This window comes from Azoarcus sp. PA01, assembly GCA_001274695.2.
In the GTDB taxonomy this organism is placed as follows: Bacteria; Pseudomonadota; Gammaproteobacteria; order Burkholderiales; family Rhodocyclaceae; genus Aromatoleum.
Map to the genome: position 1 here is coordinate 1,530,861 of LARU01000002.1, position 16,070 is coordinate 1,546,930.

A 16,070-nucleotide genomic window follows, 5' to 3' on the forward strand; every position below is an offset into this window, starting at 1 on the left:
TCAGCGATGTCGCGCCGGTGCGCTTGCGGCGATCCGCTCCAATTCAATATAGGCCGCCCACCGTCCCGATTGTCATCGTTTTTACATTCGGTTTTTCTATCCCCCGGTCAAATCCGCTCGAGCTTCGCCGGCAGGCCGTTGCGCACCGCGGTGCCGGCGACCGCATCGACCCAGATCGCCTCGTTGCCGCGCGTCGGGTCGACGAGGCCGAGATCGTTGAGGTTGATACCGGCACGCAACTCCGGCCGGTCGGGCTGGCGCTCGCTGCCGAACTTGTGCGCGCGGGCGCCGAGTTCGCGGTGGCCGTAGCCATGCTCGACGGCCACGACGCCGCGCATCACGCCTTCATGGACGATGACGCGGCAGGTGGCGTGGCCTCCCGGGGTCGCGATGCGGGCGAGATCGCCGGTCGCGAGCCCGAGCCGGGCAGCGTCCGCGGGATGCACGATGACCGGATTGTCCGGGTGCAGGCCGGTGATCCGCGTCGCGATGCTGTAGGAGTTCTGCAGCGCCGACTTGTAGCTGACGGCGAGCAGCGGCCAGTCGGCATCGCTGTGCACGTCGCGCAGCGGCGTGCCGTCGGCGAACACGGGCGGCTGCCACGTCGCGCAGCCGGTGAAACGGCGGCCGGTGAGGCTGTTCTTCGCGCCGCCGACACTGTCGTTCCACAGCCACAGTGCGCCTTTGAAACGGCTCGTCTGCCATTCGCCGTTCGTTTCGTCCTTCGCCTCTTTCGCCGGCTGGTAACGGCCGCCGCGCGTGTAGAGGAACGCGACCTTGCGCCATTCGTCCGCTTTCAGCGTCGCTTCGAGCAGCGGCCGCAGGCGCTCGACACCGGACAGGGCGAGATCCTCGTCAGTCGCGTCACCGACCGGCGCCTTGCCGGCGAACGCAATATTCGCGCCGCCGCGCAGGTACCAGTCCTCGGGGCGCTCGAGCGCAACGCGCCTGCCGTCGGCGTCGGCGAGCCCCTCCGGGCCGAAGCCCGGCAGCGCCATCGCTTTCGCCAGCGCGATGAACAACCTCTCCATGCCGATCGCCTGGCCGTCGGCAGTTTTTGCGGCCTTCGGCTCGACCACCGGCCAGCGCGCCGTCGTCGCTTTCGTCGGCACGCCGTTCCACGGCGCGGTCCAGCCCCAGCTCTCGTACATCAGCGAGTCCGGCACGATGTAGTCGGCGAACGCGTTGCTCTCGTTGATCAGCGGATCGACCGCCACGATCAGCGGCAGCTTCTTCGGATCGGCAAGCTCCTTCTCGACGAGCGCTCGCACGCCGGGGATGCCGTAAAGAGGATTCGCGCTCCACAGCACGAGCGCTTTCACTCCGTACGGGTAACCGCGCAGCATCGCCGGGAACCACTCGGTGCCGAGCCCGGGCGCGTTCGGGAACCACGCGTCACGCGCCGGGTAAGGCTTGCCGGCAGCCTTGCGGCGCGCGAACTCGGCGGATTTCTCGTACGGCACGTTGCGTCCGAGCGGCGTGCCGGCGGGCTTGAGCGCTCCGGGGAAGGATTCGAGGTCGTAGCGCGGACCGGCGCCCGCATCCTTGAAGCCGCCGCCATTGACGACGAAGCCGCCTTTCCAGTTCAGGTTGCCGATCAGCGCGTTCAGCGTGACGACCGAGTACGCGTTGTAGAACCCGTTGCCGGCCATCATGCCGCCGTGCGCAATCGCGCTCGCCTTGCGGCCGTGGCGCGTGAACTCGTCGGCGAGGCCGATGATGACCGCCTCGGGCACGCCGCAGATGTCGGCATAGTCGGCGACGCTCAGCTTCAGCGCCGACTCGCGCAGCAGCTCGAACGACGTCTTCACGGCGATCGCGCGATCCCCGATCGTCACCGCGCCGGCGGCTTCGAGCGGCGCCGCCGCAGTGGCAGCCGCGGCGGGCGCCGGCTTGCCGTCGGCACCGACGACGAGGTATGGATCGGCCTCCTGGTACCTGTCCGCTTCGGCGATCGTCATGCCGAGGTCCGAGCCGCGCAGGAAGCGGCCTTCACGCGGATGACCCGGTTCGGTGATCACGAGCCACGACGCGTTGGTGAAGGACGGCTCGCCCGCCGCTTCCGCAACAGCGAGGTTCGGCAGCGCGAGATACGCGGTGTTCACGCGGCCGTTCTCGAACATCCAGCCCATCATGCCCATGACGAGCGCGCCGTCCGTGCCCGGGCGGATCGGCACCCACCGCCCGCGTTCGCCGGCGGCGCGGTTGTCCGCGTTCGTCAGCACCGGATCGACGACGACGTACTCGAGCCGGCCTTCGCTGCGCCCTTTCGCGAGCAGCGTTCCGGTGCGCTTGAACGGGTTGCCGGCGTTGCCCGGTGCGGTGCCGATGAACAGCACGAACTCGGCGTTCGCGAGGTCCGGTTTCGCGTGCGGCATCTTCTTCAGGTCGCCGAACAGCGCCCCGGAGCCGGTGCGGTACGCACCGCCGCAGTAAGAGCCATGGCCGATGAAGTTCAGCGTGCCATACGACTGGTTCCAGAAGCGCCGCGCGAACGCTTCGCGGCCGTCATTGACGCTGGTCCACACGGCGACCTGATTGACTTTCGCGCCGAGCTGCGGCGCTTGCGCATCGATTGGCGCCTTCAGCTCGCGCAGGGCCTTTAGCCCGTCGACATGACCTTCGCCGAACAGATCGCCCCCTTCGACGAGCTCGCGCACGAGCTGCTCGAACGGGATCGGCTGCCACTGCCCGGAGTTGCGCGGACCGACGCGCTTCAGCGGCGTCAGCACGCGGAACGGCGAGTTCATCTGGTCCATCGCGGCGTTGCCGCGGCCGCACGCGGTCGAGCGGCCGGCGAGGCCCTGGTCCTGGAAGCGCGACAGCGCGACGAAGCTTTCCTTCACCGACGCCTTCATCGGCAGGTGCGGCTCGGTCGACAGCGGGCTGTACGGGTTGCCGGCGACGCGGATGACCTTGCCGGTCGTCTTGTCGACACGGACCCGAATGCCGCACTGCGTCGTGCAGCCGAGGCAGCCGGTGTAGCTGACCTGCTGGTTCGGGTTCGGATGCAGTTCGCCGGTTTCGGCGTCGACGGTGAATTCCGGCTCGGGCGAGCGGCCGTGGAGGTTGTGCGCCGGGGGTTCGTCCCCGGCGAAGCCGGACATCATGCGGCCCAGCGTCTGGGAGAATCCGGCGGCGAAGACGGCGAGGCCGCCGGCGGCGATCAGTTCGCGACGTTCGATTTTCATGATGAGTGTCCCGTGATTCGAATCAGGCGCCGGCCTTGCCGAGCCGCTCGAGCGGCAGCAGCGTGGTCAGCACGACGAAGAGAAAGATCCACAGCCCGACGGTGCCGACGATGCCCATCAGACCTTCGGCACCGAGCGGAAGCTGGTAGCTGTAGTAGCCGGCGCCGGTCTTCGGCACTTCCTGTCCGCCAATGAAAATCGTCCAGCGCATCATCCACGCCGAGTGCAGCGCGAGCAGGCCGATCAGCAGGCCTGACGCCGGGCGCTTCCACGCAAGCAGCAGCGTGACGACCGTCGCGGCGACCGCCCAGACGGCGCTGACCTGCCAGTTCGCCGACGGGGCGAGTTCGGCGAGCGCCTGCGCATGGGTCGGCGAGGCGCCGCTCAGCCCGAGCGCGAGCCAGACGCCGCCGACGGCGAGCGCGACGAACTGCGTCGCGGCGAGCGCCGTCGCCATGCGGCGCGTCACTCCCGGCTCGCCGCCGCCGGGCAGCGCGCAGTTGAACAGCAGCGTCAGCCCGAGCCCGCCGGCGAGTGCCGTGACGAAGAACTGCACCGGCAGCAGCGGCGTGTGCCACAGCGGGCGCGCCCGCACGAGCATCACCTCGACGCCGGTGTAGAGCGCGACGAGCGCGGCGCCGACGAACGCGAGCAGCGCCGCGGCGACGAGCGCGTGGCGGCTTTCGTGACCGCCGTAGGCGATGCGGCGCGCGAGGCTGGCGAGCTTGCCGCCCTCGTCGGCGTGGCGCACGAGCAGCGGACGGTAGGCGAGCCACGCGTACAGAATCAGCCCGGTCAGATAGACGGGGATGAAGAATGCGCCCCACGACATCCACGAGGTCGGCGTGAAGTAGGCATAGAAATGCCAGAAGCGCGCCGGCTGGTGCAGGTCGGCCAGCAGCGCGACCGGCGCCGTCAGGCCGCACACCAGCGCCGCGAGCAGCGCCAAACGCGAGATGCCTTCCCAGCCGGCACGCCGGAACACCAGGCCCGGCAGCGACACGAGGAACGCGCCGTACGACAGGCCGATGAGAAAGAAGTACTGCACCGCCCATGGGAGCCACGCGATTTCGCGCGCGACGTTGACGGTTTCGACGATATCGGCATTCATGATCGGTCTCCTGTTGCCGTCAGCCGTGGCGCCTGCGCGGCTGCCACAGCGTGCCCTGTCCTTCGACCTTGCCCTGGAAGCGCTCGTCGAGCCCGATGTAGAACACGCGCGGCTCGGTCCCCTGCTCGGGCTTGAGCACTTTCACGTCGGCTTGCGCCGCGTCGAGCCGCTGCCGCAGTTCCCCGTCCGGGTCGTTGAGGTCGCCGAAGATGCGCGCGCCGCCGACGCACGTCTCGACGCACGCGGGCAGCAGGCCGGCGTCGACGCGATGCGCGCAGAACGTGCATTTGTCGGCCTTGTTCGTCTCGTGATTAATGAAGCGTGCATCGAACGGGCAGGCCTGCACGCAGTACGCGCAGCCGACGCAGCGATCGCCGTCGACGACGACGATGCCGTCGTCGCGCTTGAACGTCGCGCCGACCGGGCACACCGGCACGCACGGCGGCGCATCGCAGTGGTTGCACAAGCGCGGCAGCATGTACGTGCCCGCCGGCTGATCGGCGTCGGTGAGCTTGACGCTGTACGTCGACACGACGGTGCGGAAGCTGCCTTCGGGCACCGCGTTTTCCTGGATGCACGATACGGTGCAGGCCTGGCAGCCGATGCATTTGCGCGCATCGACGAGCATCGCCCAGTGGTGTGTGCCGTCGGCGGCGAGCGCCGGTGCCGGGGCGATCGCCGCTGCTGCGGTCAGCACCGGGATGCCGCGGAGGAAAGCCCGTCGGGATTGCGACATCGCGGGCGGTTTGGGGTGTGTCATGACAACGCTCCTGGCAAATGGGGGAGTCGCTGTCACTTTAGGCTGCCGGCGATGCCGCGAGAATCGGCTGTATCGGCGAGCCGCCTAGATGAATTTACCTATTGCAGGGGCCCACGCGAAGCGCTTCCGCGGTGCGGCGAAGTCATGACTTCAGCGCCCTTCGAGCATCGCCATCAGGTTCGCGATGCGCGCGCGGCCTTCTTCCTTCGACACCGGCGCGTTCGACTTGCGGTCATTGACTTTCACGTCGCCGCCCATCTCCTCGATGAAGCGCGACGGCTCGCAGGTGCGCGCTTCCTTGCCGGCCTTGCGCCGCTCGCACCACGTGATGTTGAGGCTCCTCTGCGCGCGCGTGATGCCGACGTACATCAGGCGGCGCTCCTCCTCGATCTTGTCCTCGTCGATCGAGGACTGGTGCGGCAAGAGTCCTTCCTCGACGCCGACGAGGAACACGTGCTTGAACTCCAGCCCTTTCGACGCGTGCAGCGTCGCGAGCTGCACGCCGTCGAACTCGCTGTCGTTCTTGTCGAGCATCGAGATCAACGCGATCGTCTGCGTCAGTTCGATGAGGTTCTTGCCGTCCTCGTCGCCTTTCCTGCCGAGCCAGCCGACGAAGTCGCGCACGTTGCTCCATTTCGACTCCGCCTCGCGCGGGTCGAGATGCTCGAACAGCCAGGCCTCGTAGCGGATCGCCGCGAGCAGATCTTCGAGCACGCGCGACGCCGGCTCGCGCGTCGCGCGGTACTGCTGGCGGTTTATGAAGTTGCCGAACTCCTGCACCTGTTCGAGCTGGCGCGCGGATAGCGCGTGCGCCGCGCCTTCCTCGAACGTCGCGGCGAAGAGGCTCACATGGCGCCGCCCGGCATAGCTGCCGAGCGCTTCGAGCGTGCCGGCGCCGATGCCGCGGCGCGGCGTCGTGATCGCGCGGATGAACGCGAGGTCGTCGTCCTCGTTCATCAAGAGGCGCAGGTACGCGATCAGGTCGCGGATCTCGGCCTTGTCGAAGAACGACTGGCCGCCGGAGATCACGTACGGGATTTTCTGGTTGCGGAGCTGCTGCTCGATCAGCCGCGCCTGGTGGTTGCCGCGGTACAGCACCGCGTAGTCGGAAAACTTCGTGCGGTGCTCGAACTTGTGCGCGCTGATTTTCGACGCGACCCATTCGGCTTCGTGCTCGGCGTCGCGGCACGCGGTCACCGTGACCTGGTCGCCGGCGCCATGTTCGGACCACAGCCGCTTTTCGAACAGCTTCTCGTTGTTCGCGATCAGCGTGTTCGCGGCGGTGAGGATGCGCTTCGACGAGCGGTAGTTCTGTTCGAGCTTGATGACCTTGAGCTTCGGGTAGTCCTGCTGCAAGAGCTTCAGGTTCTCGACGTCGGCGCCGCGCCACGCGTAGATCGCCTGGTCGTCGTCGCCGACCGCGGTGAACGCGCCGCGCACGCCGGCGAGGTGGCGCAGCAGCGTGTATTGCGCGCGGTTCGTGTCCTGGTATTCGTCGACGAGGAGATAGCGCAGCTTGTTCTGCCAGCGCTCGCGCACTTCCGGGTGTTCGTCGAAGAGGCGCACCGGCAGGCTGATCAGGTCGTCGAAATCGACCGCCTGGTACGCGCGCAGCGTGAGCTCGTATTCGGCGTACAGCAGCGCCGCGGCCGACGCGAGCTCGTTGTCGGCGAGCTGCGCGGCCTGCTCCGGCGTCACCATCGCGTTCTTCCAGCCCGAGATCTGCCACTGCATCGCTTTCGAGCGCGCCTTGTCGGCGTCGCGCGTGATGTCGGCGACGATCTGCACCGTGTCGGACGCGTCGAGGATCGAGAACTGCGGCTTGAGCCCGCAGTGCTTCGCTTCCTGGCGCACGATCTTCACGCCAAGGGCGTGGAACGTGCACACCGTCAGCCCGCCCGGCACGCGCCCGCCCATCAGCCCGGCGACGCGCTCCTGCATCTCTTTCGCCGCCTTGTTCGTGAACGTGATCGCGGCGATGTTCGCGGGATTCAGTCCGCACGCGTTGAGCAGGTGCGCGATCTTGTGCGTGATGACGCGCGTCTTGCCGCTGCCCGCGCCGGCGAGCACGAGGCTCGGTCCGTCGAGATAGTGGATCGCGTCGCGCTGCGGGGTGTTCAGATGAGCGGACATGGGCGTCGAGGGGGCAGGACTGCGGCAAAAGGATGGCGCCGGCACGCGGCACGCCGGCATTCTAACCGATCAGGCCGGCGCCCCCGGCTCCGGCGCTGGCCCCGCAGATGACAAGGGCGGCGAAAGCTTTCAGAATGGGCCGCGTGATGATCTCCAACGACGGGATTCCCGTTTGATCGGAATATTCGCCGCTCGGGCAGTCGCGATGCCGGGAATCGAAGCGATTTTGCAACCTTGCAGTGCCGTCCTGCGAATCCTGCCGGCCGGCATGGACGTAACACGGAGAGCTCTTTATGAACAATTCATCACCCCGCAAGCGCCGCCTGTCGGAAGCCGAGCTGCTCGGCATGTCGGCCGACGACTACATGAACGCCGCGCAACTCGAGTTCTTCCGCGAGCGGCTGCTCGCGCTGCAGGCGGAACTGCGCGAGAACAGCGAGGAAACGCGCTCGCATCTGCGCGAGACGATCGCGACACCCGACGAGGCCGACCGCGCGACGCAGGAAGAAGAGCAGGTGCTCGAGCAACGCATCCGCGACCGCGAATTGAAGCTGCTGCACAAAGTCGAAGCGGCGCTGCGGCGCATCGAGGACGGCACTTACGGTTATTGCGAAGCGACCGGCGAACCGATCGGCATCGGCCGCCTGCTCGCGCGGCCGACCGCGACGCTGAGCCTCGAGGAGCAGGAGCGGCACGAACGGGCCGAGCGGCTGTTCCGCTGACCACGGCTGACGGAAGCGTCTCCGAACGAAACGCCGGCCGCGCCGGGTTTCCCCGAACGCGGAGCGAGCCGGCCTGATTCCGCTTACACGACGCCGGCGCCGTGCGCCTGTTGGTCGGCCCAGTAGCTCGAGCGCACCATCGGCCCGCACGCGGCGTTCCTGAAGCCCATCGCGAGCGCCTCGCGCTCGAACATTTTGAACGTGTCCGGATGCACGTAGCGCAGCACCGGCAGGTGGCCGGTCGAAGGCTGCAGATACTGGCCGATCGTCAGCATCTCGACGTCGTGCGCGCGCAGGTCGCGCAGCACGTCGAGGATCTCCTCGTCGGTCTCGCCAAGGCCGACCATCAGGCCGGACTTCGTCGCCACGTCCGCGTGGCGCGCCTTGAATTCCTTCAGCAGCCGCAACGAATACGCGTAGTCCGCGCCCGGGCGGGCCTGCTTGTAGAGGCGCGGCACCGTCTCGAGATTGTGGTTCATGACATCGGGCGGCGCCCGGTCGAAAATCTCGAGCGCGATCTCGAGGCGGCCGCGGAAGTCCGGCACGAGCACTTCGATGCGCGTCTTCGGTGCGGCCGCGCGCGTCTCGCGGATGCAGTCGACGAAATGCTGCGCGCCGCCGTCGCGCAAGTCGTCGCGGTCGACGCTGGTGATGACGACGTAATTGAGCCGCATCGCCGCGATCGTCGCCGCGAGTTCGGCCGGCTCGTTCGCGTTCAGCGGCTCGGGCCGGCCGTGGCCGACGTCGCAGAACGGACAGCGGCGCGTGCAGATGTCGCCCATGATCATGAACGTTGCAGTGCCTTTGCCGAAGCATTCGTGGATGTTCGGGCACGACGCTTCCTCGCACACGGTGTGCAGCTTGTGCTCGCGCAGGCTCGTCTTGATTTCGTTGAAGCGCTCGGCTTCGTGGCCGGCGCCGAGCCGGATGCGGATCCAGTCGGGCTTTTTCAGGCGCTCGGCGGGGACGATCTTGATCGGGATGCGCGCGGTCTTGTCTGCGCCGCGCTGCTTGCGTGCCGTGCTGTCCATGCGGGTCTCTCGTGTTGTGGGTCGGGGCGGGTAAGCCGTTCAGGGTTCAGGCCGGCGGCCGGTCGGCGGGGTACACCGGTGGCAGCAGGCGCTGCAGGGCGGCGAGCAGGTGCTCGCCAACATTCGCGACGTCGTCGGTGATGCCGAAGTCCTTCATCCGCACTGTCCGGAGGCCTTCGTAACCACAGGGGTTGATCGACGAGAACGGCGCCAGATCGACGTCGACGTTCACCGCCAGGCCGTGATAGCTGCGCCCGTTGCGCACGCGCAGCCCGAGCGCGCCGATCTTCGCGCCGTCGACATAGACGCCCGGTGCGCCGGCCTTGCGCTCGGCGCCGAGGCCGTAGCCGGCGAGGCAGTCGATGACGGCCTGTTCCATCAGCGTCACCAGCTCGCGCACCTTGAGGCAGCGGCGGTGCAGGTCGATCAGCAGATACGCGACGAGCTGGCCGGGGCCGTGATACGTGATCTGCCCGCCGCGGTCGATTTTGACGAGCGGGATGCCGACGTCACGCAGCAGGTGTTCCGGCCGGCCCGCCTGGCCGAGCGTGTACACCGGCGGATGTTCGAGCAGCCAGATCTCGTCCGGCGTGCCGGCGCTGCGGGCGTCGGTGAAGGCGCGCATCGCGTGCCACGTGGGTTCGTACTCGACGCAGCCGAGGCGGCGGACGATCAGCGCCGGAGCGCCGGCAGGCTGCGATGCCTGTGCCGCAACGCCCGCCAGCTCGCTGCCGGCGATCATCTAGAGCACCACCTTCACGAGCGGGTGCGCGGTCAGTTCGCGATACAGCGCGTCGAGCTGCGGCTGCGACACCGCGCGGATCGTGCAGGTCAGCGCGAGGTAATTGCCTTTGCGCGACGGGCGCATCTCGACCAGGCTGGCATCGAAGTCCGGCGCGTGGCGCAGCACCACTTCGACGACGGCCTGGGCGAATTCATCGACTCGCGCGCCCATGATCTTGATCGGGAAGTCGCACGGGAATTCGAGGAGAGTCGGTCGGGTTTCGTCAGCCACTGCGCATCACCGTGTTCTTGAAGTCCTGGTACCAGTCGTACATTCGGCGCGCGACCGGGCCGGGAGTTCCGCTCCCGACCGCGACGCCGTCGAGCGTCGTGATCGCGAGCACTTCCTTCGTCGACGACGTCATCCACACTTCGTCGGCAGTGCGCACCTCGTCTTCGAGGATCTCGCGCACCTGATAGGGCAGGCCGTGGAGCGCCGCGAGCTCGAGCACGACGTCGTACGTGATGCCGGGCAGCATCAGATGGCTTTTCGGCGGTGCGAGCATCGTGCCGTCCTTGACGATGACGATGTTCGACGCCGCCCCTTCGGTGAGGAAGCCGTCGCGAAACAGCACCGTCTCGACACAGCCGCTGTCGATCGCGCCCTGGCGCAGCAGGCAGTTCGCGAGCAGCGCGGTGCTCTTGAGGTCGCAGCGCAGCCAGCGGAAATCGGCGGCGCTGACTGCGGCCACGCCGCGCGCGAGCTGCTCGGCCGGCGGCGTGACGAGCTCGTCGCTCATCAGGAACACGGTCGGCCGGATCGGCACCGGGAACGCGTGGTTGCGCCCGTCGCCGCAACCGCGCGACACCTGCAGATAGACCGACTGGTCCTCCCACGGGTTGCGCGCGACGATCTCGTTGATGATCCCGGACCATTCGGACGGCGCGTGCGGATTCGGCAGGCGGATCGCGTCGAGCGTATGGGCGAGCCGCTCGAGATGCTGCGCGAGACGGAACGGCCGGCGCGAATACACCGGGATCACTTCGTAGCCGCCGTCGCCGAACAGGAAGCCGCGGTCGAGCGGCGAAATCCGCGCGTCGGCGAGCGGCAGGAACGTGCCGTTCAGAAAGCAGATGCTCATCGGCGTCTCCGCATCGGCGTTACAGGCTCGGTTACAGGCTCTTGATCCACAACAGCAGCGTGTCCCACAGGCGGCCGAAGAAGCCGGCCACCGGCACGTCCTGCAGCGCGACGACCGCGTGTTCGCCGAGCGGCTTGCCGTCGAGCGTCAGGCGCAACGTGCCGATCGGCTGGCCTTTCTGGATCGGCGCGATGACCGGCTGCTGGCTGACGAGCGAGGCCTCGATTTTCTCCGACTGCCCTTTCGGCAGCGACATCACGAAGTCGCCGAGGAAGCCGACCGCGACGTCGTCCGCCTGGCCTTTCCACACCTGGAAGCGCGACAGTTCCTGGGCAGCCGAATAGAGCTTGACGGTGTCGTGGAACTGGAAGCCGTAGTTCAGCAGTTTCAGCGACTCCTGCGCGCGGATCGTGTCCGAATCGGTGCCGAGCACGACCGAGATCAGCCGGCGCGGACCGCGCTGCGCCGACGAGATCAGGCAGTAGCCGGCGCTGCTGGTGTGGCCGGTCTTCAGGCCGTCGACGGTCGTGTCCAGCCACAGCAGGCGGTTGCGGTTCGGCTGGGTGATCTTGTTGTACGTGTACTCTTTCTGCGAGTAGTAGCGGTAATACTCGGGGAAGTCGCGCACGATCGCCGCGGCGAGCAGCCCGAGGTCGCGCGCGGTCGTGTAGAGCTGCGGGTCGGGCAGGCCGGTCGAGTTCGTGAAGTTTGTGTTCTTCATGCCGAGGCGCTTGGCTTCGGCGTTCATCATGTGCGCGAACGCTTCCTCGGAACCGGCGAGGAGTTCGGCCAGCGCGACGCACGCGTCGTTGCCGGACTGGATGATCATCCCCGCAGTGAGCTCGCCGACGGTCACGGGGCGGTTCGGTTCGATGAACATCCGCGAGCCTTCGCTGCGCCACGCTTTGTTCGACACCGGCACGACCTGATCGAGCGTGATCGTGCCGTTCTTCAGCGCTGCGAACGTCAGGTAAGCGGTCATCAGCTTCGTCAGCGAAGCCGGCTCGATGCGTGCATCCGGTTCCTGCGCCGCGAGCACCTGCCCGGTGGCGTGATCCATCAGCAGCCAGGCTTTGGCGGCCAGCGTCGGCGCGGGGACATTCTGGGCTGAAGCGGGAAAGGCGAGCAACGCGAGAAGCAGGACAATGAATAAACGCATGAGGACCTGATCGAGAACCGGAAGGTGAGGAAGGGACAGCGGAGCCTGCGATTATAGTGGGTCGAACGGGCAAAGCCGGCGCGGATCCGATGCCGCGCGGGTGATCATGTTTCAGCGTGTAACAACAAACGGGCGGATGTCCAGCGCGGCCGCGAGGCGGCCGGCTTCATCGCGGGCTTCGGCGGCGGACGCGAACGGCCCGAGCTGCACGCGATAGCGGCTGCCGTCTTCATGGAGTTCGACGCGGTCGGCGAGCGTTTCGAACTCGTCGCGCACCCGCGCGCGCAACCCTTCGGCCTTCGCGGCCGACGAAAACGTGCCGAGCTGAAGGAACACGCCGCGCCCCACCCTCAATCCCTGCGCGGGCTGCGAGGGTGCGCGCAGCGCGATCTCGTGCGGCAGGATCGTCTCGACTTCGACCGGCGCGCTGCCGGCATTCACGTAGCCGAGCCGATGCGCGCCGGCATACGAGAGGTCGATGATGCGGTCCTTGTGGAACGGGCCCCGATCGTTGATGCGGACGACGATCGCGCGGCCGTTCGCCGGATTCGTCACGCGCGCATAGCTCGGGATTGGCAGCGTCGGGTGCGCCGCCGTCATCGCGTACATGTCGTAGGGTTCGCCGCTCGACGTCGGCTTGCCGTGGAAGCGCCGGCCGTACCAGCTCGCGCGCCCGCGCTGGCGAAACGCCCTCAGCGCGGTCGCGGGAACGTACTGCTGGCCGAACACCGTGTACGGCCGGTTGGCGAAACGGTGCAGCGGCTCGAGGCGCGGTTCGGCGTCCGCGATGGCGTCGAGGTCCGCCGGAATGTCGGTGCCGGGGCCGTCGTCCTTGTAGTATCCGCCGCGCCGCGCGGCCCGGCCGGCGCCCTCGGGCGCCTGCATCGTCGTGTCGCGCGACGGAGTCGAGCCGCAGCCGGACAGGCCCGCCGCGAACGCCCCGGCGAGCGCCAGCGCGAGCACCAGCGAGCGGACGCCGGCCGCAGTCATCGGATCGCAATCGTTCGAACGCACTCGAATTCCTCTTCTTCTTTCAACTTTTCGCGAGCACACGGCTGCGCTGGATGCTCATGAGGATACCGACGCCGAGGCACAAGGTCACCAAGGCAGTGCCGCCGTAACTGATGAACGGCAACGGCACGCCCACGACCGGCAGGATGCCGCTGACCATGCCCATGTTCACGAAAGCATAGGTGAAGAAGATCATCGTGATCGAACCGGCCAGCAGGCGCGTCGCCAGCGAAGGCGCGTGCGCCGCGATGAAGAAGCCGCGCAGCAGCAGCAAGAGATAGGTCGCCAGGAGCACCAGCGCGCCGAGCAGGCCGAACTCCTCGGCGAGCACCGAGAAGATGAAATCGGTGTGGCGCTCGGGGAGGAACGCGAGATGCGTCTGCGTGCCTTCGGTCCAGCCTTTGCCGAGCACGCCACCCGAGCCGATCGCGATCGTCGACTGGATGATGTGAAAACCGCGACCGAGCGGATCCTGGGTCGGATCGAGCAGCGTGCATACGCGATGCTTCTGGTATTCGCGCAGCATCTGCCAGTCGACGCCGGGCTGGCACAGCTGGTCGCCGAAGCCGACGATCGCGCCGATGCCGACGATGCCGACCAGCGCGACCGGCACGATCAGCTTCCACGACAGGCCGGCGAAATAGATCACGTAGAAGCCGGCAGCGGCGACGAGCAGGCTCGTGCCGAGGTCCGGCTGGACCAGGATCAGCGCGACCGGCACTGCGAGCAGCGCCCCGGCGACGACGAACTCGCGCAGCCGGATGTGCCCCTCGCGCTGCTGGAAATACCACGCCAGCATCAGCGGCATCGCGATCTTCATGATCTCGGACGGCTGGATGCGCGTGACGCCGATGTCGAGCCAGCGCGTCGCGCCTTTGGACGTCTCGCCGAACAGGTCGACGGCGACGAGCAACAGCACGCCCCCGGCGTACAGCGGCAGCGCCAGCGACAGCAGCCGTTGCGGCGACAGGCGCGCGGCGAGCCACATCGCCGCGACGGCGACGCCGGAATTGACCAGCAGCGACGCGATGCGCTCCGGCGAAGCGCTGTGCATCAGCCCGAACGCGTAGCCGAGGAGCACCGCGAGCAGGCCGAACAGGAGCGGGTCGATCGGCCGGATCGCGGCGACGAGCAGACGCAGCGGGCTGAAGCGCTGTTCGGTCACGGCGTCGCCTCGTCGTGCCCGGCGTGGGAGTCGTCCTCGGCCTCCGCGGCGCCGGCGTCTTCGCGCGCGGGGGCGTCGAGACGCGCACCGAGCAGGTGATAGTCGATGACCTGGCGGGCGATCGGCGCGGCCGACTGCGCGCCGAACCCGCCGTTCTCGACCAGCACTGCGAGCGCGATCGTCGGGTTCTCCGCCGGCGCGTACGCGATGAACCACGAGTGGTCGCGCAGCCGCTCGCGCACCCGGCCGGCGACGTATTTCGACCCTTTCAGCGAATACACTTGCGCCGTGCCGGTCTTGCCGCCGGCGCTGTACGGCGCGCCGGCGAAAGCTCGCGCGCCGGTCCCGGACTTGTTGACGTCGACCATCGCGTCGCGCACCGCGGCCAGATGCGCCGGCTTGATCGCGAGCTGGCGGATCGGCTCGGGCTGGATCGCGCGCCGCTCGCCGCTCGCCGTATCGATGACGTGGCGCACGACATGCGGCCGGAACACCTTGCCGCCGTTGACGATCGTCGCCAGCGCGTTCGCGAGCTGTACCGGCGTGTAGGCGTTGTACCCCTGGCCGATGCCGACCGAGATCGTCTCGCCGCCGTACCAGCGCTGCTGCTCGGGCTTCTTGAAGCGGCCGCGCTTCCACGCCGGCGACGGCAGCACGCCTTCGGCTTCGCCGGGAATGTCGATGCCGGTGCGCGCACCGAAGCCGAGCGGCGCCATGAAGCCGGCGATCCCTTCGATGCCCAGATCGTTCGCGAGCTGGTAGTAATAGGTGTTGCACGACACGACGATCGACTTGTGCAGGTCGACCGTGCCGTGACCGCCGACCTTGTCGTCCATGAAGCGATGCCCGGCGAAGCTGAAGTAGCCCGGATCGGCGATCGCCTGGTTCGCGCTGCGCTTGCCGGTCGTCAGCGCAGCGAGCGCCATGAACGGCTTGAACGTCGAGCCGGGCGGATAGGCGCTGAAGATCGCGCGGTTGAGCAGCGGGTGGTCCGGCGAGTCGTTGAGCTCGTTCCAGTCGGCAGTCGAGATGCCGTCGACGAACAGGTTCGGGTCGAAGGTCGGTTTCGACGCCAGCGCCAGCACGCCGCCGGTGCGCGGGTCGATCGCGACGAGCGCGCCGCGACGGTCGCCGAACGCGGCTTCGGCGACTTTCTGCAGCTCGATGTCGAGCGTCAGCTCGAGATCGCTGCCCGTCGCCGCCGGCGTGCGCGAGATCACCCGCACCGCGCGTCCGCCGGCGTTCACCTCGACCTGCTCGACGCCGGTCACGCCATGCAGTTCCGCCTCGTAGCTGAGCTCCAGCCCGCTCTTGCCGATGTGGTCCGAGCCACGATAGTTCGCGGTGTCGCCGCGTTCCTCGATGCGCTCCTGGTCGCGCAGATTGATCCGCCCGATGTAGCCGATGACGTGCGAAGCGACTTCGCCGTGAGGGTAGTCACGGAACAGGCGCGCCTGGACTTCGACGCCGGGAAAGCGGTAGCGCCGGGCGACGAAACGCGCGACTTCGGCGTCGTCGAGGCGCGTGCGGATCGGCACGCTCTCGAAGTTGCGGCTCTCCTCGAGCAGCTTGCGAAAGCGCCGCCGGTCGCGCGCGTCAATCGTCACGATTTCGCTCAACGCGTCGATCGTCTCGTCGAGGTCGGCGACCTGCGACGGCGTGATCTCGAGCGTGTAGGCGGCGAAGTTGCGCGCCAGCGTCACGCCGTTGCGGTCGAGGATCGCGCCGCGCGTCGGCACGATCGGCACGAGGCCGATGCGGTTGTCCTCGGCGCGGGTGTGGAAGTACTCGTGGCGAACGACCTGGAGGTAATAGAAGCGCGCCGCGAGCAGACCGAAGCACACCAGCGCGACGATGCCCGCGACCAGCACGCGGCGGCGAAAACGCCCCAGTTCCTCCTCGGGAGTGCGAAATTCGGTCAT

13 protein-coding genes are annotated in these 16,070 nt (G+C 67.9%); 1 reads left to right on the forward strand and 12 read right to left on the reverse strand.

Features of this window, described 5'->3' with window-relative positions; all coding sequences use genetic code 11:
* Positions 1 to 107 precede the first annotated feature (107 nt).
* From PA01_08065 to PA01_08080, 4 genes are all read right to left on the reverse strand, one after another.
* Entirely contained in the window at positions 108 to 3,191 is a 3,084-nt protein-coding gene (locus PA01_08065; GenBank protein KON81559.1) for a molybdopterin-dependent oxidoreductase, read from the reverse strand.
* A gap of 22 nt (positions 3,192 to 3,213) precedes the next feature.
* A complete protein-coding gene (gene nrfD, locus PA01_08070) occupies positions 3,214 to 4,302 on the reverse strand; it encodes a polysulfide reductase NrfD (GenBank protein ID KON81560.1) in 1,089 nt (362 codons plus the stop codon).
* Positions 4,303 to 4,321: 19 nt separating this feature from the next.
* On the reverse strand, positions 4,322 to 5,062 hold the full coding sequence (locus PA01_08075; protein ID KON81561.1) for a 4Fe-4S dicluster domain-containing protein: 741 nt from the start codon (positions 5,060 to 5,062) through the stop codon (positions 4,322 to 4,324).
* A gap of 150 nt (positions 5,063 to 5,212) precedes the next feature.
* Positions 5,213 to 7,195 (reverse strand): UvrD-helicase domain-containing protein, encoded by a 1,983-nt coding sequence (locus tag PA01_08080; protein KON81562.1) that lies wholly within the window; start codon positions 7,193 to 7,195, stop codon positions 5,213 to 5,215.
* A gap of 293 nt (positions 7,196 to 7,488) precedes the next feature.
* Here PA01_08080 and dksA point away from each other — a divergent pair, with 293 nt between their 5' ends.
* Positions 7,489 to 7,917: an RNA polymerase-binding protein DksA gene (gene dksA / locus PA01_08085; GenBank protein KON81563.1), complete on the forward strand. Its 429-nt coding sequence runs from the start codon at positions 7,489 to 7,491 to the stop codon at positions 7,915 to 7,917.
* A gap of 83 nt (positions 7,918 to 8,000) precedes the next feature.
* Here dksA and lipA read toward each other — a convergent pair whose 3' ends face one another.
* From lipA to mrdA, 8 genes are all read right to left on the reverse strand, one after another.
* Entirely contained in the window at positions 8,001 to 8,948 is a 948-nt protein-coding gene (lipA, locus tag PA01_08090; GenBank protein ID KON81564.1) for a lipoyl synthase, read from the reverse strand.
* 46 nt (positions 8,949 to 8,994) lie between these two features.
* Positions 8,995 to 9,690, reverse strand: coding sequence for a lipoyl(octanoyl) transferase LipB (gene lipB, locus PA01_08095; protein ID KON82387.2), 696 nt, complete (start codon positions 9,688 to 9,690; stop codon positions 8,995 to 8,997).
* On the reverse strand, positions 9,691 to 9,963 hold the full coding sequence (locus tag PA01_08100; GenBank protein ID KON81565.1) for a DUF493 domain-containing protein: 273 nt from the start codon (positions 9,961 to 9,963) through the stop codon (positions 9,691 to 9,693). It lies immediately after the preceding gene.
* Positions 9,956 to 10,813: a D-amino acid aminotransferase gene (locus PA01_08105; GenBank protein KON81566.1), complete on the reverse strand. Its 858-nt coding sequence runs from the start codon at positions 10,811 to 10,813 to the stop codon at positions 9,956 to 9,958. The genes PA01_08100 and PA01_08105 overlap by 8 nt, the downstream gene beginning before the upstream one ends.
* 31 nt (positions 10,814 to 10,844) lie before the next feature.
* Entirely contained in the window at positions 10,845 to 11,972 is a 1,128-nt protein-coding gene (locus PA01_08110; protein ID KON81567.1) for a D-alanyl-D-alanine carboxypeptidase, read from the reverse strand.
* A 111-nt stretch (positions 11,973 to 12,083) separates the two neighbouring features.
* Positions 12,084 to 12,986: a septal ring lytic transglycosylase RlpA family protein gene (locus tag PA01_08115; protein KON82388.2), complete on the reverse strand. Its 903-nt coding sequence runs from the start codon at positions 12,984 to 12,986 to the stop codon at positions 12,084 to 12,086.
* 19 nt (positions 12,987 to 13,005) lie between these two features.
* The gene (rodA, locus tag PA01_08120; GenBank protein KON81568.1) at positions 13,006 to 14,148 is read right to left on the reverse strand and encodes a rod shape-determining protein RodA; all 1,143 of its coding nucleotides are present in this window, start codon (positions 14,146 to 14,148) and stop codon (positions 13,006 to 13,008) included.
* The gene (gene mrdA / locus PA01_08125) at positions 14,145 to 16,070 is read right to left on the reverse strand and encodes a penicillin-binding protein 2 (GenBank protein ID KON81569.1); all 1,926 of its coding nucleotides are present in this window, start codon (positions 16,068 to 16,070) and stop codon (positions 14,145 to 14,147) included. The genes rodA and mrdA overlap by 4 nt, the downstream gene beginning before the upstream one ends.